Below are 20534 nucleotides of genomic sequence, written 5' to 3'. Positions count from 1 at the left end.
TTAATAAGGAGCTACGGATTGAATGAACAGGAGATCATATGTCGCAGTGACTCCTCCCTGCGAGCTGAACATATTCTCGTACTCCTTATACATGTTGGTGAACAAACGTCGTAAACTGTACCCAGGAATCGTTGCTGCTTCTGAAGTGCTGGCTCCCATTCCTTTAACCGAATACAGAAAATCTCTTGCGGAAGCATACTTTTCCATATGAATCGAACGCTCACAATGGAAACTAGAATATTCGGATTCCTGAAGCATGATTTCCCATTGAACAGGTGAATGAAACGAAAGTCCATGTCGCTGTGGTTCCATCCCGATAGATCGATAAACTTCATTAAATGCCTCATGCATCTCACGAAATGTACCAGGCCCGAAGGTCGTAAATATGAGCAAACCTCCGGGGCGTAGCATTCGCCTCAGATGACTCAGTGTTTCTTGCGGCGAACTTAGCCATTGAAAACAGGCGTTGGAGACGATGATATCCACTGAGGACTCCGATGCATTTACGGCCCATGTCTCAATATCCGCCTGTAGAAAACGCAAACGATCCGTTGTACAATCCCCTTCACCTGGATGCTGTGCTGATCGGAACCGTTTTGAAGCCACTTCGATCATCTCGGGTGCAATATCAAGTGCAGTAATATTCGCACTAGGCCATTCATTTACTAGGATTTGAGTCAAAGCCCCTGTGCCACAACCGATTTCGAGAATGCTCGGATCACTTAAGACCCCTTTGTTCTTCCATTCTGCGAGGGATCTTGCTAGCTGATCAGCCATAGAACGCTGAATAAGAGCATGTGCATCATAAGAAGTGGCACTACGATTAAATTGGCGTTGAACAACACTACTTCTTCCAATGGTCATGCCACCATCTCCTCCATTCATCAGCGATGTGTACTTCTTTCCCCAAAAAGGGTGCATGCCCGCAGCCTATTAATGTAATTAACTTAGCTTGAGGTAATTGAGTCATAAGTTCCAAGCCAGCACCGTAAGGACATATCCTATCCTCAGTCCCATGAATAAGAAGAACCGGACAATCGATATTGGGCAGTATAGACAAGCATTCCTCGCTTCGTAAAATCTGCAGGCCTGCCAGTAGCGCTTGCGTTTTCCAGCCCCCCATAGGAGGTAGACGTTCAGCAAGACCCGCCTCCCATTCTTGCTCCGTAAACATAATCTTTCGAAAATTGGCTTCCACTGCGTGTTGATCCTTTAAAATCCCTTTGATCATCTGCCTAACGTATGCATCTGCCAAGCCGCGGTCAAACTCTTCTTTTGAGCGGGTAAAACGAGCCGTTGCACCGAACAGCACAAGGCCATCCACGTAACCTTTAGCCGCTAGTCTGAGCGCCAGTAAACCTCCGAGCGACCAACCTGATATCAGAAGCGGACCGTGTGCTACTCTCTCCCTGCAAACTGACCCTTCAATACCTAACATGTCTCTAACTGCTGTTTCAGTTAAACACAGGATTTCCTCTGGAGAATCCGCAACACTATAATCTACAGACATATGACGAAATTCAGGCAATAACAGGCGAAGACGGTCAAACACCGCATCAGGCATGCTCCATCCCGTTAGCCATAGTATGGTTCCACTTGTCTCCTGCTCAATTTGCAGTGGACTATTATCCAAGGCATTCATAAGCTCAGCACCCCTAACTGCAGCCCGATTTTACAGATTCGTGCACTGGCATCATTCAGTTCCTTAGGGGTATGGTCGGCAGATAAGGAGAAGCGGATTCGCGCTGTGCCATCAGGAACGGTAGGCGGTCGGATGGCAATCCCAGCAATACCGCCTGCTTCAAGTGCCTCACTGAAACGAAGAGCCCTTTCGTTATCACCGACAATTATCGGCACAATAGGGGAGTCCCCGGTCCCAACGTTAAATCCGGCATCACTAAGCGAAGAACGAAATAATGGACTTGCCGAGTAGAGGCGTTCCCGGCGCCAATGATCCGCTTGTACCAAAGTTAACGCTGTTGATATACCAGCTACCAGAGAAGGCGGCAATGCCGTTGAATAGATGAGCGGCCTTGCTTTGTTAACGAGAAAGCGGATTAATGTTCTGCTGCCGCAGACATAAGCTCCATATAAACCGAATGATTTGCTAAACGTCCCCATATGCACATCCACATCATGATGCAGACCAAGCTTAAAGCAAAGTCCTTCACCCCGTTTCCCGTAGATGCCCCCGCTGTGCGCCTCATCCACCATCAGCATTGCCCCGTATTCTTGTTTGAGCGCAACGAGCTCTTCCAAGTGTGCTTGATCACCATCCATTGAAAAGACGGCATCCGTGACAATCAGCTTACGTCGTTTATCCCGATATTTGTTCAATAATAGCTTCAGATGTTCCATATCATTATGCCGATATCGGGCATGTTCCGTGCGGCTCAGCACAATACCGTCCACGATGCTGGCATGGTTTAATTGATCACTAAAAACGACATCACCCCGGCCCACGAGTGCACGAATGACACCAGAATTAGCCATATAACCATTGGCAAAAACAAGCGCGGCTTCACTATGCTGCCAAGTGGCAAGCGCTTCTTCCAGACGACCATAAGGCGGTCGATTCCCAGTAACAAGACGAGATGCGCCCGAGCCTCCTCCTTCGGTAAGAAGCGTCTCGCGAATTGTATCGATGATAGCGGGATGTCGAGCAAGTCCTAGGTAGTCATTGGAGGCCAGGTTGAGGAGCACTCGGCCTCCTCTCCATGTATAACCAGGACAATCTGGAACCGCGGCACTATCACGCAAGTAACGTTCATTGGAGGCATCAGCCAATAACGCAAGTTCTTTTTCCATCCAGTTCATAGTCCGTGCCACCTTAGAGTGCATTTAACTCAATCTCAAAACCCAAATCTTCAATCATTTGATGATCATTTGATATTTCCTGACCTGCTGTCGTTAAATAATCACCTACAAAGAGTGAATTAGCAGCATACAGTGACAAAGGTTGCAATGTACGGAGGTTGATCTCGCGTCCACCCGCAACACGAATCTCTTTAGATGGACAGATGAGCCGAAATAGTGCCAGTACCTTAAGCGCCTTCATAGCCGGAGTGCGTCCTGCTCCTTCCAGAGGGGTCCCCGGTATTGCATTTAGGAAATTAATCGGAATTGAATCCGCATCAAGCTTACGGAGTGCCAAAGCCATCTCGACAATTTCCTGATTACTTTCACCCATACCGATAATGACACCGGAACAGGGGGACATGCCGTATGCTTTTACCTTTTCCACGGTTTCAATTCGCTGGTCATAGGTATGCGTTGTGGTTATGGATGGATAATTGGCCTTGCTTGTGTTCAAGTTGTGATTGTATCGGTGCACACCTGCTTCAGCTAAACGTTCTGCTTGACCGTCCTTCAAGATTCCTAGACACGCACAGATTTTAAGTGGCATCGTTTCACGGATTTCTTTTACCGCCTCTACCACTTGAACCAGCTCCTTATTCGTGGGACCTTTGCCTGAAGCTACAATGCAATAGGTTCCTGCTTTACGCGCCATAGCTTCATGTGCACCTGCAAGCAACGTTTCTTTGTCGAGCAAGCTGTATTTTTGGATGGGCGCCGTGGATACGATGGATTGTGAGCAATAACCGCAGTCTTCGGGACAAAAGCCGCTTTTAGCGTTGATGATCATATTCAGCTTCACTTTTTTGCCGTAAAAATATTGTCTCACTTGGAAAGCCGCGTGCATTAGCGGCAGTACCTCATCGTCGTTTGCTTCAAGCACGGCAAGTCCCTCTTCAATTGATAAACATTCGCCATTCAACGATCGTTTCGCAAGCGACGACCATTCTAGATTAGTTACCGTTGTTTTCAACTTCATTCCTCCTCCATGGATTGAACTGTTAATGCCTGTCTGATTGGTGTTAACTGGATCTTCTCTCGAATGACCTGGATCAACATTTCCGTATTTAATTCGTCCCTCAATCGGGGAAAACGTCCAAGAAAGGGGATGCCGCAATAACGTTCAATCAGCTCCGCGTTTGTTGTGATGCTGGAATCATTATAAATCTCGTCAGATTCACCATCGTTAAGAATAAAACCTACGACCTTAATCCCATGCTGCTGCAGGTATGACACTGTAAGAAGTGTATGATTAATCGTTCCTAGACCTGTCCGCGCTACGATCAGGGCCGGTGTTCGAAGTTCCGAGATCAAATCCACCACAAGAGAGTCTTTGGTCAGAGGGACAGCGACACCGCCTGCTCCTTCAATGAGTACCGATTCGTATCGATTTGCCAGCGGCTGACCCGCACTGATAATCTGCTGTAGCGTAATTTCCACCCCATCCTGCTTGGCAGCTAGCATCGGGGTCAGTGGAGCTTGGAACGTAAATGGCGCCACATGCTCGGCACGCTCATCAATCCCGGTGTATTGCAACAGGCGTTCTGCATCGGTTTCTCCGCTGCCAAGAAGTGCACCAGATTGCACGGGCTTCCAGACGCCTATATTCCGTTTTTCAGCTCGAAGCGCAGCCACAAGAGCCCCTGTAACGATTGTTTTCCCAACCCCAGTGTCCGTACCTGTTACGAATAATCCGCGAATTACATTCATGATTCCAAACCACCTTCGGTGACGTCAAAAATGGATTGCATCAAGATATCAATCATTGCTTCAAGCTCAGCCTCTGTGCTAGCAAGAGGAGGAATGAACACAATAACATTGCCAAGGGGTCTCGTAAGCATGCCAAGCTCTCTGGCCCGCTCCGTTACACGAACGCCGATACGTTCGGCCCAATCGTACGGTTCCCGAGTTGCTTTATCCCGTACAAGCTCAATTCCTAACATCAATCCCTTCTGCCTGATATCACCGACGTGTGGAGAATCTTTAAGTACTGAGAGCTTCTGCTCTACAAAAGCCGCCTTTGCTCTTACACCTTCCACCAGGTTACGCTCTTCAAATAGTTTCAAGTTAGCCAAAGCAACAGCGCAGCCGAGCGGATTACCTGTGAAGGAATGACCGTGGAAAAATGTTTTTTGCTCCTCATAATCGGCATAAAATGCGCTGTACACCTCATCTGTTGCCAGTGTCGCTGCCACAGGTAAGTAGCCTCCTGTAAGACCTTTGCCTATCACCATCAAATCAGGGGACACCTCTTCGAGATCACAAGCAAACATAGCACCTGTCCTACCGAAGCCTGTCGCTACCTCATCGGCTATGAACAGTACACCGTATGTACGGCAAAGTGCTGCCATCTCGCGTAGACAGCCCTCTGGCATAATAAGGATGCCACTAGCTCCTTGCACAATCGGCTCCACGATAATAGCCGCGATTTCATCTGCACTGGTTTCAAGTACATTACGCAATGCGGTTAACGTAGCTTCCATGGCTTCCCGCTCGCCGTCCTCATGTCGATAAATGTAAGGATATGGAATGACGTGAGTAGGAAATAGCATGGGACGGAACACATCATGGTACAACGGAATTGCACCGACACTCACCGCACCAATCGTATCTCCGTGATAGGCTTGATTCATCGTGATAAACTTCGTTTTACCGGTTTCTCCTCGGTTCTTCCAGTATTGAAACGCCATTTTCACTGCGATCTCAACACCCGTTGCGCCCGAATCGGAATAAAATACTTTATTTAATCCCTCTGGGGAAATCTCTACTAGTTTCTCAGCAAGTTCAATAGCTGGCACATTAGCCATTCCGAGTAACGTAGAATGTGCAACACGTTCCAACTGATCCGTTATGGCTTGGTTCAACTCGGGTATGTTATGTCCGTGAACATTAAGCCAAACCGAGGAGAAGCCATCATAATAAGCACGTCCCTGGACGTCATAGAGCATGACGCCTTCGCCTCGTTCAATGATGAGAGGATCAGAGTTATTGTAATCTTTCATCTGCGTAAAAGGGTTCCATAAATGGGCCTTATTTATAGCTGCAAGCCGTTCATAATGTGTCACAAGATATCACCTTCCGTTAGATCATTTCAATTGTTAACCAAAATAATTTATAAGGTTAACAATTGAATGTTGACATCTTATCAGACAAAAACTTTCCTGTAAAGAGAATCATTTCTGAGTTAAAACCCTCACCTCCACTCTGTATGAACGGATTGAACCCGGAACTTCGGCTCGTAAAGGGTTTGGCCTAATACAAAAAAACACGCCTGATTCGGCGTGTTTTGTCTAAAATACATATAAAAACAAAAAAACGGCATCTCTGCCGTTTGTGTTTAAGCTATTGTTAGAGATAACGGGAATAATCGCCAGCAGCGACTTGTTTTCCCTGAATTAAACCCTAACCTTATTACATCTTTCCAGTAAAAGTTGAATTTGGCGCTCCAGCCACTTTCCTAATAAAGGATGTGGAAGCAGTGTCTCACCACTATACGCGTAATCCAGTTCCTTCAGCCGACCCGGGATCGCCTTCATGGTGAAATAACCGGCACTCAAAAACAGCGGCGCCACAATAACCCGGCTCCCCCGCTCTTCACTCCAGTATTTCGCCTTGTCGTACACACTATCCGGATTTAGCAGCGCATAATCGGTATGAGCAACACCGCTTACTTCCTGCACCCGCTGTGCGAGTGAAGAAATGCCCGCTTCCCAGCGCTGACGGAATCCATCGTGAATACTCCCATGTCCGACTAACAGGATCGTCTCCTGTTCTGGTTGCTGCGACAGGGCCTTTACCTTGTCCCAGACCATAACCGCAATATCCGGGTCGTTATCCACAGGATAACCGAAGTGAATTTGTGCATTCACCTCGAATGGTTCCAGATCAGTCTCACGCTCCGGAGCGTCTTTGGCACCGATGGCATACTCAATCTCATCCACATGTGTACTACCGGACGAAACAAACAAAGGTACGACCAATATATCGGTTACGTCCTGTGCTTCCAGTCGGTTGATACCGTCCTGGATCAGGCGTCCCTCCACAAGCTCAAGAAACCCGGCTTCAACGGGCAAGGGTACAGGCAGATTCAACCGGGAGACCGCGTCATCGACGGATTCTACCCAGGTCTTCTCCTGAGAACCGTGACTAATGATGAGTACACCCGGTTTCTTCATCCTTAACGTCCCAGGCGTTCCAGCGTCATTTTATAACCGTCATTACCGTAGTTCAAGCAGCGTTTTACACGAGAGATCGTGGCTGTACTTGCACCTGTCTCAGCTTCAATCTGGTTATAGGTATTTCCTTTGCCAAGCATACGCGCTACTTCCAGCCGCTGGGACATGGATTGAATCTCGTTTACCGTGCAGAGGTCATCAAAAAACACATAACACTCTTCAATATCTTTCAGAGTCAAAATAGCCTCAAATAATTGTTCAATGCTTTTATCATTTAGCTTTTTCAGCTGCATTTCATCATCATCCCCTAGCGGTTACTGTGTACCTTCATTGTACCCAGCCTGAGTTGGTATTTCAAGCGTTAACGATTTCACGCACTACAGAATAAAAATACATGTTACCGCTTTCATATAGCATTAATGTCCTCCCTGCGCGCACAATCCCCCTCTATCTCACGATTTATCCCCTTTTTCCGCGTATATTTCCGATTAATTATGTAGGAATTGTTATGTTTAAAATGTGACAATTTTGTGTCCAAACCATATAATTCCACTGCGAACCTATCATACTCTCCTGCGCCCAAATCCGCAAATATCCCGTTTTACGGGATACTCGCCTACGCCGTCTCTCCGCTAATGACATACAGTATAGCAAAAGGGAGTTCCAACTCGGTCTGTTATGCACGTCCAGCAGCTGAAGGAACGCAATTCCGAAATCCAACATAGAAGGAACGTGATAGTTCATGCCACAGCATTATTATCACCGCCAGCCCGCTCCACGGCAGCGTCCGGCTTCCCATACGCAACGGCAGGCCCATACTACTGCCTATATGCCGCCACGGGCATTGAATGAAGCTCAGGTTCCACCCATGTATCCTGGAGTAGAGCCTTACTACCCTCAATTCCAAGAGGTTGAAGCATCCGGACTTGTGCCTTATAGTCCAGGTGGTCCCGGGGGACCCGGTGGAAACTTTTTCGGCGGGGGAGCTCCTGTTGCTCCCCCTGTTCCGGTGGAAGCGCCTGCGTCTTCCTCAGGCTTTTCCCTGGCCAACATCGGAGAACTGAAAGGAATGATCGACCGCTTCGGTGGAATTGATGGCATCATGAGTGGAATCGGCAAAATGCAAAAGGTCGTTGGCGGCTTCCAGCAGATGGCACCCATGATGAAACTAGTGATGGGGATTCTGCCTTTTGGAAAAGGAAAAAAAGGAAGCAGTGTTGCGGATAAAGATTATGAAGAGTATTCGCCACCTCGCTCACGCAAACGCCGTAAAAAAACGACCTCTGCTCCGCGCAAACGGAACACGAATAGTAAAACTGGCCGGAATAAATCCAATTCTACCAAACATCGTCCTAAAAAAAGCAAAAAGCTCTAACTCTTTTCCCAGGCGCCCTCTTACATAAGGGGGCGCCTTAATCCACTTCCATCTTATTCTCCCCTTCAATCCACTCATTCTTTCATATAAGAGAATATTCATAACCTTTTCTTAAGAACCTATGTTCTTATTCCCGTGAATTGAGGTATACTGTGTTATAGATAAAGGAGGCGGATTATGGAACTGTTTAAAGACAAATATACTCCCGCATTAATCGACCGGACAGGAGAAAGGTTACACCAATTCTACCCCAAGTTGGACAAGCAGCAATTTCGTGAACTTGTATTTGCCGAAGGCTGGGGAGAGCTGGAATTCAAAGCTCGTATCCGCCGCATTACGTCGGTATTGACCGAAGTGCTCCCTGACAACTATGAAGAGGCATTACACGTGATTGAACAGGCAGCACCACAGATGCGAGGGGTCGAGTATTTGTTCGTTCCTGATTTTATTGAAGTCAACGGACTTGCGCCGGAAAACTACGAACTATCCATGAAGTACTTGACCCTCTTCACACCTTATTCCAGTTCCGAGTTCGCGGTACGCCCGTTTATTGAACGCTACCCGATCGAAACGATGAAACGCATGATGGAATGGACGGGAAGTTCCAATGAACATATACGCAGGCTTGCCAGTGAGGGCAGCCGTCCACGTCTTCCATGGGGTTCCAAACTTCGGGAATTCATCACTGATCCCACCCCAGTACTTCCCATTCTGCATGAATTGAAGCAGGACGAGTCCCTGTATGTCCGAAAAAGTGTAGCCAATCACCTGAACGACATCTCGAAAGACCATCCAGAGCTGGTCCTGGATTTGGCCTCAAGCTGGTACGGACAACATGAACATACGGACTGGATCGTTCGTCATGCAAGCCGCTCATTACTGAAAAAGGGACATCCGAAGGCGCTGAGTCTCTTTGGTTATGTCGAGCAGGATGCGACACATATCGAGCATCTTCAGCTTGCAAGAGATACCGTGGCCATCGGGGAAGATCTTCATTTTTCCTTTGATGTCGTTAATGAAAGTGGTCAGTCACAGATGCTGCGAATCGAATATGAAATCGGATATATGAAAGCAAATGGCAAGCAGGCACCCAAGCGGTTCAAATGCTCTGACAAAACCTTCCCTACCGGAAGAACCAAGGTTGCAACGAAGCAAGCGTTCAAAGTCATTACGACGAGAAAGCATTACGCTGGTTTGCATACGCTAACGATTGTCGTTAATGGACAACCTACAGCTACAGCCACATTTGTATTGGAGCAAACAGAGTAACCTGCGAAGGGCCAGTAGCCATCCAACTTATCATAAAAAGGTAGCAAGGTTCTTTTATGATATAAATCCCATGTTAAAATTCAGCTCATAGCATCCATTCCTTGAGAAATTCCCCAAGGCGTCTTCAGTACTGAAGATGCCTATTACTTTTTCCATCCTGTTCGTAACAGCCAAATTCCCCCTCAAATAAAGTTATGCACATGATGCTTCTTCATTTACTTTTATCCACATGTGGACATCTATTCCGAAAATGAATCTATATGTACTCTTATTTGCCCTCTTATGCACATCATACACAGGCTAAAGAAGCGATCTGTGGAGATCGCTAACTCTTCACTTGCTATTCAGTTTCTATTCTTCCTTACTTAAACCAGCCCCGCTTCACGAACCAGGCCACCATGCTTCCGCCCAGAATAAACATCAACAGTAGCACAGCTCCATACCCAAACTTCCATTGCAGCTCAGGCATATAAGCAAAGTTCATACCATAGATCCCTGCAATCAGCGTCAGTGGCATAAAGACTGTTGTTATCACGGTGAGGGTCTTCATAATCTGGTTCATACGGTTGGAATTCAGCGAAATGTAACTGTCGCGCAGGTCAGCCGTCATCTCCCGATCAGCTTCAATCATATCCGTCAGCTTCAACAAATGGTCATAAATATCGGTAAAATATACGGTATGCTCTCCTGTTCTCTGCACATGCTGAGAATTGACTACCCGATAGAGCAGATCCCTCATAGGCACTACCGTCCGTCTAAGCTTCAGCAGTCGACTGCGCAAGTCGAACACCTGATTCATCAGGTCTTCCACCGACTCCTTGCCGCCCCGGTTCTCCAGTTCAGCCAGCTCATCCTCTATGGCAAACAGAGACGGGAAATAATGATCGACCAACTTGTCCATCACCGTATATGCCGCTGCCACCGGGCCTCGGGCCCAGATGGTTCGTTCGTGCGCATGATGCAGCAACCTCTCCCAAGCTTCATCGACTTCCTCCAGTGCCCCGTGATGAAAGGATACCAGGAAGTTCGCACCCAGAAACAGGTCCACCTCTTCCGCTTCCAATGTGGTCGGATTCAGTGCATGCAGCACGAGGAACTGCAAATTGTCATAATAATCGAGCTTAGGTCGCTGCAATACATGCATACAATCCTCAATAGCTAATGGATGAAAATGAAAATATGTATCGAGCAACTGGCTTTCCTCTTCGGAAGGCTGATTGAAATCTGCCCATACCCAAGCGTAATCCTGCAGATCCAGCTGTGTAAGCGGTACATTTACAGATACCTGATGATCCCGTGAGATGGCGAGTGTACGAATCATAAAATAGACCACGTCCTTGTCTTGTATCCTTTACGTTATTGTACAACTTTAACCACTGAACCGTCTCCTGCAACAGCCCATTATACACACGTTATCCTGCAAACGCGACAACAAAAAAAGCCAACCCTGTTGGCTTCTCTCATTTCCCTATCCACAGTTTCCTGTATCCACAGGAATATCTTCTTTTGGTTTATCATTCCACGGATGGCTATCCACATATCCAGCCTGTCCACACGTTCATGCACAGGCGTCTCTTCTTTTTGGTTGTATAATTGTCCACATATCCCGATATTCACATAGTTATGAACAGTTTGTCTGAAACCCAGAATTTGTCCCGGAACAGATTTTCGAATTAGAAAATGATCCAGTACAACAATCCTGCCAGCGCCCCGGTAATCGGAATCGTAATAAACCACGTAATAATGATACGTCCGGCAAGTCCCCATTTCACGGCTGAGAAACGTTTCGCGGAACCAACACCCAGAATGGCAGATGTGATTGCGTGAGTTGTACTCACCGGCAGGTGGAGCAAGGTTGCCGAGAAAATAACAGATGCGGCTGAAAGATCAGCTGCAAAGCCGTTAATCGGTTCAATTTTAAAAATTTTTGTTCCCATCGTTTTAATGATTTTCCAACCACCGATGGAAGTACCGAGTGCCATCGCTGTTGCCGCGGAGATTTTAACCCACAACGGAACATCCAGATGATCCTGTACGCCTGCTGCGACCAGTGCAAAAGTAATAATCCCCATTGCCTTCTGCGCATCATTGGTACCATGCGTAAACGCCTGGAGCGCTGCTGTGAAAATCTGTACCGTACGGAAACCTTTGTTCACATTATGCGGACTGCGTTTGGCAAAAATATATTTGAGAATGGTCATGACCACATAACCGATGGCAAATGCGATCAGAGGTGATAATAACAATCCTCCGACGATGTCAATGAATCCACTCCATTTGACTTTATCAGCGCCTGCGCCAACGAGTACAGCTCCTGCAAGGGCTCCAATCAATGCATGTGAGGAAGAGGACGGAATACCAAACCACCATGTAACCAGGTTCCAGATAATCGCCGCGATCAAGGTGACTATGACGACCTCAATCCCGTTATCTAGCGTGGTGGGGTCGGTTACACTCCCCCCAATCGTCTTCGCAACTCCCGTAAACATCATGGCACCGACAAAGTTCATCACCGCAGCCATAAGAATAGCTCGGCGTGGCGTCAGTGCTCGGGTCGAGACCGAAGTTGCAATGGCATTCGCCGTGTCGTGGAATCCGTTGATGAAGTCAAACGCCAGTGCAAGGAAGACGACTATACCCAATACCCAAATCGTTGTTTCCATTATTCTCTGGCTCCTTAAGAATTACGCATGATGATGGATTCAAGCACATTGGCAACATGTTCACAAGCATCCGTTGTCGTCTCAAGACGTTCATAGATTTCTTTGCGCTTGATCAATTCAATCGGATCAGGCACGGTAGCAAAAAGGTTCTTGATACAGTTGCGCAGCACTTCGTCGCCCTGGTTTTCCAGATCGTTCAGACGAATCGTGTACTCGCGAATCGCCAGCAATTTTTTCTGAGACAGCAAGTGAATGGCCTTCTGAATTTCGTAAGCCGATTGGCGCAAAATTTCAGCGAATTGAACAATATATTCGTCCGGGTCAGTCAGTTGGTACATATAGAAACGGGAAGCCGTTGCTTCAAGCCCGTCCAATACGTCATCAAGTGTTGTTGTCAGTTCCATAATATCATCGCGTTCGATCGGCGTGATAAATGTCTTGTTGAGCTCTGTAATGACGGTATGCACATAATCATCACACTGGGACTCGTACTTCTTCATTTCATTGGCAAAAAGAGTCACATCCTGAAGGTTGGAAACATGTTGGGAGAAATAATCAGCCGCTTGCACGACCGTATCTGCCATGTTCTCTAGTGTCTCAAAAAATATATCCTTCTTCTTCTTAAGCTTCATAGCTCTATCCCCTTTACGAGAAATTGCCGATAACCGATGAAACATGAAATGACAACCTTTGATATCTTATCATAAATGTTTCACGGTTTGTACATAAGGCATGATCCTTTTTTATATTCTTATCACATAAATCTGAAATGAATCTTAATTATTTGGAATGGCTGGAAAAATGATGATGAAATTTTACACTGAGTTTACATTTCTCTTCAAATTGGATTAATTTTCAATTTCGACATGCCCTGCAAAATCAGGCTGATTCGGAACGATACTAATAAAAGTCTTGCCAGGAATAAGAGCAACTTCGGACCCATTTTGCACAAATCGAATAATATCACCTGTTTTTTTGACCCACTGTCCTCGAATCATTTTGCCTTTTTGAAACAGCATGGCTTCACCGCCCTGCTCCAAATTAACGGAAATTCTACCCACATTGTCGAGCACCTTGTGATCTGCACCCGCTACAATAATATTGGCCGCTCCAATGGGATTGCCGTTATCCAGATCCTGATCTGCCTTTCCGTTCACCAATCTCATATATCGTCCGCTAACTTCATCATAATCATACGTGACCCGGTAACTCTCCAATAAATAATGAATATCGAATTGCTTGGCCACCTCTCCCGCGGACGTGGCACCTTCTTCGTTATACGTATATACAGGGGACTTAAAGTCGTGACTATAGCCTTTGGTATCCGCGCCTTCTCTCAGCTTGTCCGCCGACGTATATAGATTGTGCGGTGCTTTGCGATCGGAGGAACGCCAGAAATAAGGGCCGCTATTCGATATCTCATCCATATGCTGTTTCTGCTGCTTTTGTAAAATAGAATAGGCATCCGGGCTGCCACCCGCATGAACCAATACCCCATCGTAACTCTCACCAAGCTCGATCAGATACGGACGGATACTGCGCACGGGTCCAACCGTTTCTGCCCCGCCTTCACTTTGGAAGATGGCAATAAAACGGGTAATGCCTCCCTCAGCGAGCACTTCGATAATAATATCTGCCGCACTCAGACCTGACTGGGGCCGGGCTGCAGGTGCATTGTTAATCATAACTGCCAGCGGACGGCGCGTTACTGCTTCATCAACAGGCAGACCCGTCAGCGGTGCTGTGTAGAGCGACGTGGCAGGTTCTTCTGTCTCTTGTTCTTCCTGTATGGGTGTAGGAACGGACTCCGGCTTCGGAATCTGGACCATCTCCTTATTCTGGCAAGCGACCAGACTCAGGGCCAGAATAAGCAGCGACGCCGCTGACGTCGTTTTGTTCCATTTCAGTTGCTTCAATATATGTACCTCCTGGACGATATGGCTGAAATCTAGGCTGTAGTTGCTCTTATGTAAGTGACCATTTCACGTATTTCTTTCCATTTAATCACACACAGCACCATTTGTCTTCGATAAGGAGAGCATTTTCTACCCTGCATTTCACGTTTGAAACTTGAGACAGGATGAAAAATATGTCCTAAATGTGAACTTCTCAAACCTTACTTAAAATTTGAACTAGATTGTGATAATAATCACAAACAGAATGACTTTTGAACTATACAATAAAGACATCAAAGGTGATCACTTAGAAAAACAAAAAAAAAACAACACACACTAAATTCCATGAAGGAGTGGTTTATATGTTTAGCTTCAACCAATGGCTTAGAGAAAACAAAGTGGCAATGTGGATTTTGACAGTACTTCGGGTGTATATCGGTTACGACTGGATGACACACGGATGGGGCAAATTAACAGGTGGATTCCAAGCTGGCGGATTCCTTGCAGGCGCTGTAGGAAAAGCAACAGGTGAAAACCCAACCGTTCAAGCTTGGTGGGGAACATTCCTTGAGAACTTCGCGGTACCAAACGCAGGACTGTTCGACTTCATCATCCCGCTGGGTGAATTCCTTGTAGGTCTGGGTCTCATTCTTGGATGCTTTACAACACTTGCAGCACTGATGGCGATGGTCATGAACTTCGCGTTCCTCTTCTCGGGAACAGTAAGCACGAATGCTCAATTAGTTCTGATGGAAATCTTCCTTGTAGTCGCTGGTGCAAATGCTGGTAAAATCGGTTTGGATCATTGGGTAATGCCTTACCTTCGCGGATTGTTCACTCGCAATAAAGGCAGTCAGCCTAAAGATACACCAACGATAAATCATACACACAAAACAGCCTAAATATTAAATAGACATTTTCCGGTCCTGCTCCCCTCCCCCTGGAGAGCAGGACTTTTTTTGGTTTTTTATATATGCTTGTAGGTCAACTGACTTGCCCATCGACAGAAACACGTATTATGATGAACATATCGATCGATTACAATCAAAGGAGTACATGACATGCCAACCCAGCGCCGCCTTGAAACCGATGCCGACTTCCAGGAAGCCATGGAAATGAAGCATAAAGTTCGTGTTTTTAAAGATAATCACCAGATTGATTCCGGTGGCGTCATTATCCGTTTTGACAGCAATACCGTTGTTATTCAGTCCAGTGTAAGTGAACTGGCATATCACTCGCGTACAGCATGTGAGCTTTTTGAGATTCGCAAGTGATTATACTAAAATGCAGAATGCTCAGTCATAGAAAAAGGTTCCTGAGGCCCATTACGCTGGCCGCAGAAACCTTTTTTGGTTCAACTAATTCATAACCTAAGTCTGTCTGGTCGATGAACTAGGTGTATTTGCAAAATAAAACTCAAAGACTTATTCACATACTCTTGTTTGTTCCAAGTTATACGCCGTCACCAAACTGCCAGCAGTTTAAACTGATCGTACCGTAAGGATACGACTGGAATAGACGTTTTGCAGATCGTGACATATCAGCCGTACCCATAGCATAGAACAAAGGCGCAATGTGCTCCGTTCCATAAGATGGAACTGCTGTGCGGGCATGGGGCGCTTTTTTGTCATACTGAAACAGCTCTCTCGTATTCCACTGCTCAAGCCGCTCGCCAATCCAGTTATCGAATTCCACTGCCCAGTCTTGCGGTTCATCATTACTGCCAAGCATGCGCAAGTTATGAACCGTTCCGCCACTGCCAATGATCAGCACATTATCATGACGCAGCTGCTCCAGCATCCGGCCTATATCATACTGTTCCTGCGGGGAACGCAACGAGTCGACAGATACCGCAATAACAGGAATATTGGCCTCTGGATACATGTGTAACAGCGGTACCCATACCCCGTGATCCAATCCCCGGCCTCGAACCGGTTGATGTGGAAGATTACTACGAGTGAACAGAGCGCAGATCTCATTCGCAAGGTCTGGCTGACCAGGCGCAGGGTAATTCATTGTATACATATTAGAGGGAAATCCGTAAAAATCATGCAAGGTCTGATGTGTATCATCCATTGTCACAGACGGTTCGGGACGATCCCAATGCGCCGTAAATACAACAATGGCTTTCGGAGCCGGCAGCCTGTCTCCAAGCTGGTTCAAAAAGTGAGTGTAGTCATTGCTCTCCACCGCCAGAGCGGGAGAACCATGCGCAATGAATAGTGCGGGTAATGTCATTGCTGCCAACCTCCAGACACGGATAGGATGCTTACCCTTCTATTTTACCCCGAAGAAGGCGCTTTTCCAAGCTAACATCCCAATCAGATGCAATATGGACGCGCATGTTACCTTATGGACCGATCCATGTTGGCTATAGAATGCTCCAGCCTAATCATAGAGATTGATATTTAGCCCTCTTAGATCATCCAGTGCTGCCAATCCTGTTCAATCTTCTGACGCTCTCCTAGCCATTCTCTCGTACGCGTAATCAGCTGTTCACGCTCTTTACCGGAAGAGAAGGTATGATCGCCCTGGAAAATAATCTCCTTGTCGCAGCGGCCTTCCTGGCGCATCCAGAATACCTTTTGATACAGGAATGCGTAATCGACAGGAATGATCTCATCCGACGTGCCGTGCACCACCAGAACATCTCCGTTAAATTTAACGGCTTCCTGGTAAGGCTGATGTTCAGCCAGTGATTCAAAGAATGCTGGTGTAAACTTGTAGCCAAGATAATCAGCAGACCCCAGTTTCACCCCTTCATCGTACACATCACGTCCGGTAATCTTCACAATATCGTTGAACGGATATCCCACGGATGACCACATGACGAGATTCTTAACTCGTTTGTCGCGGACAGCAGTCAGCAGAGCAACAGCTCCACCCAGACTATGACCAATCAGCGTTACACGGGTTGGATCTACATCACTGCAATTTACCGCATAGTCCAGCACAGAACGTGTTTGGGTAATCATGGATTCAAGTCCTTCAGCTCCATACTCACCGCTGCTCTCCCCGCAGCCGATGTAATCGAAGCGCAGCACCAAATACCCATCTTCGGCCAGCTCACGGGCGGTCTTCACAAACAGACGATCTACACCGATCCGACTTCCTACGAATCCATGGCAGATGACAGCAAGAGGCACGCGCTGTTGGTGATTTCCCTCCTTGATGTCTTTAACGACCGGATAATGAATCGTGGCTGTTAATTCTTCCTGCCCATGACGAATACTGATCTGACGCTCCATGCCTATTTCCCCTTTCCATTCTTCCCTGCTCATGTTCACTTTGTTAATTATATATAAATCCGATAAGTTTAATGTGTATTAAGATGATATTAGTATATTATCATCCTGTGAACCTCAAGTCAACGTGAGGAAATGTCCATTTCCAGACGTACCTTGTCTACATTTTATCGGTAATTCCGCAAAAAAAATGAGCCAAGCTGACAACAGCTGACTCGAGTCATTCCTAATATTTGAGGCCACTACTCATAACTGCGACGGAACATCTCATGGGTCTCTACTCGACCCTGCCATTCATGTTCATGAACCAAATTTGAGCTCCCCCAGAAGCTCCCTGATTGAAAGGTTCCTTCTGAATACTCTTCCGCATACTCCGCATCCTCCAACGTCTCCTCCATTGGCACAACCTCATCCGTTACTCCTCGGGAGTTGCTGTTTAGCAGCAGCTTCCTTGTTAATTGTTCTGTTTGTTGATCCATCCCTGCCACACTCCAATCCCTGGTTTCTGTTGGAAATGCTACTATTGTGGTGGAATCGGGTACACTTTATTCATTCTTCACACAATCGTTAGAACTGGATGAGCACTTACGCATATTAACGGCGGACCACGGAGAACCTAAGCCATATATCATAGCCAACATTTGCCTCCGATTCCTTCTGGCGAAAGGGTTGAATTCATGGAACACATCTTGGAATGGATTCGTAGTCACGGAAAACTGGTGCTGCTATGCACCTGTGTCATTCTGGCCTGCGCAGGGCTATGGTCGAATCGTAAACAGTTGTTTTATAAGGAATGACTTTGCGAAACGAGAGCCCTTCCCGTATACTAAAATACCGTCAGGGTCTCCAGATTCACCGGGGATCAGAACGTGTGTAGACAGGGGGAGCAATCATTGGGGATTTCCTATAAGAAGTTGAAAGAAATACAGAATCGGCAAATGACCGAAATGAGTAAGATGACACCGGAACATGTAAAACTGTTCGATCAGATCAGCACCATTGCGCGTCAAGCACCTGCCGATGAGAGAACGCAGGAAGAATGGATTCTCTCGGCTGGAAGATCCATCGTACAAGCTCAGCGTGACGGCAAGCCTGCTCGCGAGTTATATGGACCTGATATGCAAAAGGATATCTATTCACAACTAGGAGTAGCAGACAATAATCCGGCTGCAACTGCTAGTGAATCTAATATGGACTCATCCAGAGCTTCAAGTACGGCCGTACGGGGCTCCGGAAGCAAATCCAATACAACCAGTACGTCAGCCAAGAAGACAGCAGCAGTTGAAGCCGAACCTGCGAAGACTCCAGATCAAGTTAAGCGGACACCCAAATGGTACTTCATGATCTCTTGGGCAGCTTTGTCTTTTGTCATGCTGATTCAAGGTGCGGTTGGGCTATTTATTGGCTGGACGGGTGGAGATACGGAACCATTTAGCCATATCAGCCTGTTCTCCCTGATCGTTGCGGCGGTTGGGGGTATTGCACTGGTTGAAATGCTTCGTCGCCTTGCTGAGCGTCCAGATGATCAGGGAGCAGACAAGACTGCCAGACCACAGGTCAATCTTCGCGGGATCGCCATCTATATCGTTATCGTTGTGCTTGTCTTATTTGTAGGATATCCGCTGCGTGACAGCCTTCCCGTATTTACGCTGGCTCCGTGGATTAGTCTCGTAATCGGGATTGTAGGATTGGCTACGTTGAGACCACTATTCGGACAAAAGAAAGCATAAGGATGTTGGTGCCCTTTGTGGGCAGAAGCATTGGGTATATCCCAGTTATGTGGTGTGCGAAGATGAAGTACGACAATTCGGTGATGAAATAGAATATCGAGTGTCAAAAAAGGGGCCCTAATGGCCCCCAACCAGCTGTTGAGAAATTCTCGACAGCTATTTTTATTTTCAGACGTAAACCTCATAATGCTTTTTATCTAGCAGAGGTATAAATAATCACTTACCACGCCTTATAATAAATAACCTTATACTATGGCCACTAGCTAGTTTGAAACTGATCCTATCCTCCGAAAGGAATGGCTTGTCATACTCCATACAGATCTTCCACAGGGCCCGTAGAGTCTCTCTCCATTTTGAGCTGAATGCGATGCTTGATTTCCTTGCCCGGAGTCTCTCCGAACTCTCGCTTATACATGCGGATAAAGTAGTTAACTTCCATACCAACTGTCTCCGCAGCCTCTCTTACACTTGCTTGTGGGTGCTTGTCCAACCATTCGGACGCCTTCTGCAAACGCAATCGCTGCATGTACTGATGTCCCGTTATCCCATGCCTCTGGTGAAATAATCGGTTCAGGTGCTGCACCGAATAACCAACGGCTTCAGCTACATGCTTCAGCAGCAGATCATCCTGGTAGTGCGTTTGCATCAGTGACACAGCTCGGGTGAATGCTTCATTTGCCGATTCCGACTCGCGCTCAGAACGTGTTAATGATCCACTCCGTGCTACTCGCTCCCCTGTCTCCTCACGCAGAGGGAGAATGGACCGGGACATGTCCAGAATAAGCTGATAGATGATCGTTGAACTGTTCCACATTTCAGTCATCCCAACGCCCAGCGAGTGCCAGATATCCGTAAGACGTGACCAAAACTGTTCAAATTCGAACAAACGCAGTGGCCCCATCGCCAGTAGCCCCGCCGACCGAAGCACCGCCCCCGCCGCCTCTCCACCAATGCCAATATATCCAAGCTCCCCGTGTGTTTTGGAATGCGGAATATACTCATGAGCCACCCCAGGTTCCATCACGAACAGTTCACCCGCCGATATTGTCCACGCTCCTTCACCTGGAACCTTAAATTCCCCTTTGCCGCTGCGTAATAAAAAAAGCTGATACACCGGAAATCCATCCGGTCTAAACTGAACTTTTTCTTCTTGTGTCCCCACACAATACAGATACAGAGGCAACCGGGAATCCGGCAGGCCGGTCAAGCGAAATGCAAGCATCCCATCAGTCCTTTCGGATCATGCTCTTCTTTCTCCTATTATCCATCGGTTGCCCCGTTGCAGCAACGGCCAAAGGAACCTTTTTGGTGACAGGATTTTATAGT

The 20534-nt window shown here is 46.9% G+C and carries 21 protein-coding genes; 5 read left to right on the top strand and 16 right to left on the bottom strand.

What is annotated here, in order from left to right:
• The 8 genes from bioC to BLS14_RS28735 all read right to left on the bottom strand — a co-directional run bounded on the left by bioC (position 1) and on the right by BLS14_RS28735 (position 7324).
• Positions 1-864 carry a malonyl-ACP O-methyltransferase BioC gene (gene bioC / locus BLS14_RS28770; RefSeq protein ID WP_090955195.1) on the bottom strand — a complete coding sequence of 288 codons (864 nt, stop codon included), beginning with the start codon at positions 862-864 and terminating at the stop codon, positions 1-3.
• Complete coding sequence (locus BLS14_RS28765) at positions 845-1642, bottom strand: alpha/beta fold hydrolase (RefSeq protein WP_256336736.1); 798 nt, start codon at positions 1640-1642, stop codon at positions 845-847. Before BLS14_RS28765 ends, bioC begins: the two co-directional genes overlap by 20 nt.
• Positions 1639-2817, bottom strand: a complete 1179-nt coding sequence (bioF, locus tag BLS14_RS28760; protein ID WP_090955193.1) for an 8-amino-7-oxononanoate synthase — start codon at positions 2815-2817, stop codon at positions 1639-1641. The genes BLS14_RS28765 and bioF overlap by 4 nt, the downstream gene beginning before the upstream one ends.
• 13 nt (positions 2818-2830) lie before the next feature.
• Positions 2831-3829 (bottom strand): biotin synthase BioB, encoded by a 999-nt coding sequence (gene bioB, locus BLS14_RS28755; RefSeq protein WP_090955191.1) that lies wholly within the window; start codon positions 3827-3829, stop codon positions 2831-2833.
• Between the two features lie 2 nt (positions 3830-3831).
• The gene (gene bioD / locus BLS14_RS28750; protein WP_090955189.1) at positions 3832-4566 is read right to left on the bottom strand and encodes a dethiobiotin synthase; all 735 of its coding nucleotides are present in this window, start codon (positions 4564-4566) and stop codon (positions 3832-3834) included.
• Positions 4563-5921 (bottom strand): adenosylmethionine--8-amino-7-oxononanoate transaminase, encoded by a 1359-nt coding sequence (gene bioA, locus BLS14_RS28745; RefSeq protein WP_072735710.1) that lies wholly within the window; start codon positions 5919-5921, stop codon positions 4563-4565. The genes bioD and bioA overlap by 4 nt, the downstream gene beginning before the upstream one ends.
• Positions 5922-6251: 330 nt before the next feature.
• Complete coding sequence (locus tag BLS14_RS28740; RefSeq protein ID WP_090955187.1) at positions 6252-7031, bottom strand: sirohydrochlorin chelatase; 780 nt, start codon at positions 7029-7031, stop codon at positions 6252-6254.
• 2 nt (positions 7032-7033) lie between these two features.
• Positions 7034-7324 (bottom strand): YerC/YecD family TrpR-related protein, encoded by a 291-nt coding sequence (locus tag BLS14_RS28735; RefSeq protein ID WP_017690665.1) that lies wholly within the window; start codon positions 7322-7324, stop codon positions 7034-7036.
• A gap of 449 nt (positions 7325-7773) precedes the next feature.
• Here BLS14_RS28735 and BLS14_RS28730 point away from each other — a divergent pair, with 449 nt between their 5' ends.
• Both BLS14_RS28730 and BLS14_RS28725 read left to right on the top strand, forming a co-directional pair.
• On the top strand, positions 7774-8406 hold the full coding sequence (locus BLS14_RS28730) for a hypothetical protein (RefSeq protein ID WP_079697190.1): 633 nt from the start codon (positions 7774-7776) through the stop codon (positions 8404-8406).
• 177 nt (positions 8407-8583) lie between these two features.
• Positions 8584-9675, top strand: a complete 1092-nt coding sequence (locus tag BLS14_RS28725) for a DNA alkylation repair protein (RefSeq protein WP_090955185.1) — start codon at positions 8584-8586, stop codon at positions 9673-9675.
• Positions 9676-10036: 361 nt separating this feature from the next.
• Here BLS14_RS28725 and corA read toward each other — a convergent pair whose 3' ends face one another.
• The 4 genes from corA to BLS14_RS28705 form a co-directional block, all read right to left on the bottom strand.
• The gene (gene corA, locus BLS14_RS28720) at positions 10037-10996 is read right to left on the bottom strand and encodes a magnesium/cobalt transporter CorA (protein ID WP_063568080.1); all 960 of its coding nucleotides are present in this window, start codon (positions 10994-10996) and stop codon (positions 10037-10039) included.
• Positions 10997-11348: 352 nt separating this feature from the next.
• Complete coding sequence (locus tag BLS14_RS28715; protein ID WP_063568079.1) at positions 11349-12338, bottom strand: inorganic phosphate transporter; 990 nt, start codon at positions 12336-12338, stop codon at positions 11349-11351.
• A gap of 14 nt (positions 12339-12352) precedes the next feature.
• Positions 12353-12970, bottom strand: coding sequence for a DUF47 domain-containing protein (locus BLS14_RS28710; protein WP_063568078.1), 618 nt, complete (start codon positions 12968-12970; stop codon positions 12353-12355).
• A 216-nt stretch (positions 12971-13186) separates the two neighbouring features.
• The gene (locus BLS14_RS28705; protein ID WP_063568077.1) at positions 13187-14254 is read right to left on the bottom strand and encodes a DUF3048 domain-containing protein; all 1068 of its coding nucleotides are present in this window, start codon (positions 14252-14254) and stop codon (positions 13187-13189) included.
• Between the two features lie 341 nt (positions 14255-14595).
• Here BLS14_RS28705 and BLS14_RS28700 point away from each other — a divergent pair, with 341 nt between their 5' ends.
• Together BLS14_RS28700 and BLS14_RS28695 are read left to right on the top strand one after the other, a co-directional pair.
• Entirely contained in the window at positions 14596-15135 is a 540-nt protein-coding gene (locus tag BLS14_RS28700) for a DoxX family protein (RefSeq protein WP_064642274.1), read from the top strand.
• A 159-nt stretch (positions 15136-15294) separates the two neighbouring features.
• Positions 15295-15507, top strand: a complete 213-nt coding sequence (locus BLS14_RS28695) for a hypothetical protein (RefSeq protein WP_063568075.1) — start codon at positions 15295-15297, stop codon at positions 15505-15507.
• A 178-nt stretch (positions 15508-15685) separates the two neighbouring features.
• Here the strand turns inward: BLS14_RS28695 and BLS14_RS28690 are convergent, their stop codons facing one another.
• The 3 genes from BLS14_RS28690 to BLS14_RS28680 all read right to left on the bottom strand — a co-directional run bounded on the left by BLS14_RS28690 (position 15686) and on the right by BLS14_RS28680 (position 17957).
• The gene (locus tag BLS14_RS28690) at positions 15686-16471 is read right to left on the bottom strand and encodes a DODA-type extradiol aromatic ring-opening family dioxygenase (protein WP_090955184.1); all 786 of its coding nucleotides are present in this window, start codon (positions 16469-16471) and stop codon (positions 15686-15688) included.
• Positions 16472-16650: 179 nt separating this feature from the next.
• Positions 16651-17481 carry an alpha/beta hydrolase gene (locus BLS14_RS28685; protein WP_063568073.1) on the bottom strand — a complete coding sequence of 277 codons (831 nt, stop codon included), beginning with the start codon at positions 17479-17481 and terminating at the stop codon, positions 16651-16653.
• 239 nt (positions 17482-17720) lie between these two features.
• Positions 17721-17957 (bottom strand): hypothetical protein, encoded by a 237-nt coding sequence (locus BLS14_RS28680; protein WP_079697186.1) that lies wholly within the window; start codon positions 17955-17957, stop codon positions 17721-17723.
• A 414-nt stretch (positions 17958-18371) separates the two neighbouring features.
• On the opposite strand from BLS14_RS28680, the gene BLS14_RS28675 reads away from it, so the two are divergent.
• Positions 18372-19208, top strand: a complete 837-nt coding sequence (locus BLS14_RS28675; RefSeq protein WP_090955182.1) for a DUF1129 family protein — start codon at positions 18372-18374, stop codon at positions 19206-19208.
• 304 nt (positions 19209-19512) lie between these two features.
• On the opposite strand, the gene BLS14_RS28670 is transcribed toward BLS14_RS28675, so the two are convergent.
• Positions 19513-20430 (bottom strand): AraC family transcriptional regulator, encoded by a 918-nt coding sequence (locus BLS14_RS28670; protein ID WP_090955180.1) that lies wholly within the window; start codon positions 20428-20430, stop codon positions 19513-19515.
• Positions 20431-20534: the final 104 nt, after the last annotated feature.

The organism is Paenibacillus sp. OK060 (assembly GCF_900101205.1).
In the GTDB taxonomy this organism is placed as follows: Bacteria; Bacillota; Bacilli; order Paenibacillales; family Paenibacillaceae; genus Paenibacillus; species Paenibacillus marchantiae.
This window is presented reverse-complemented; position numbering and strand designations above follow the sequence as displayed.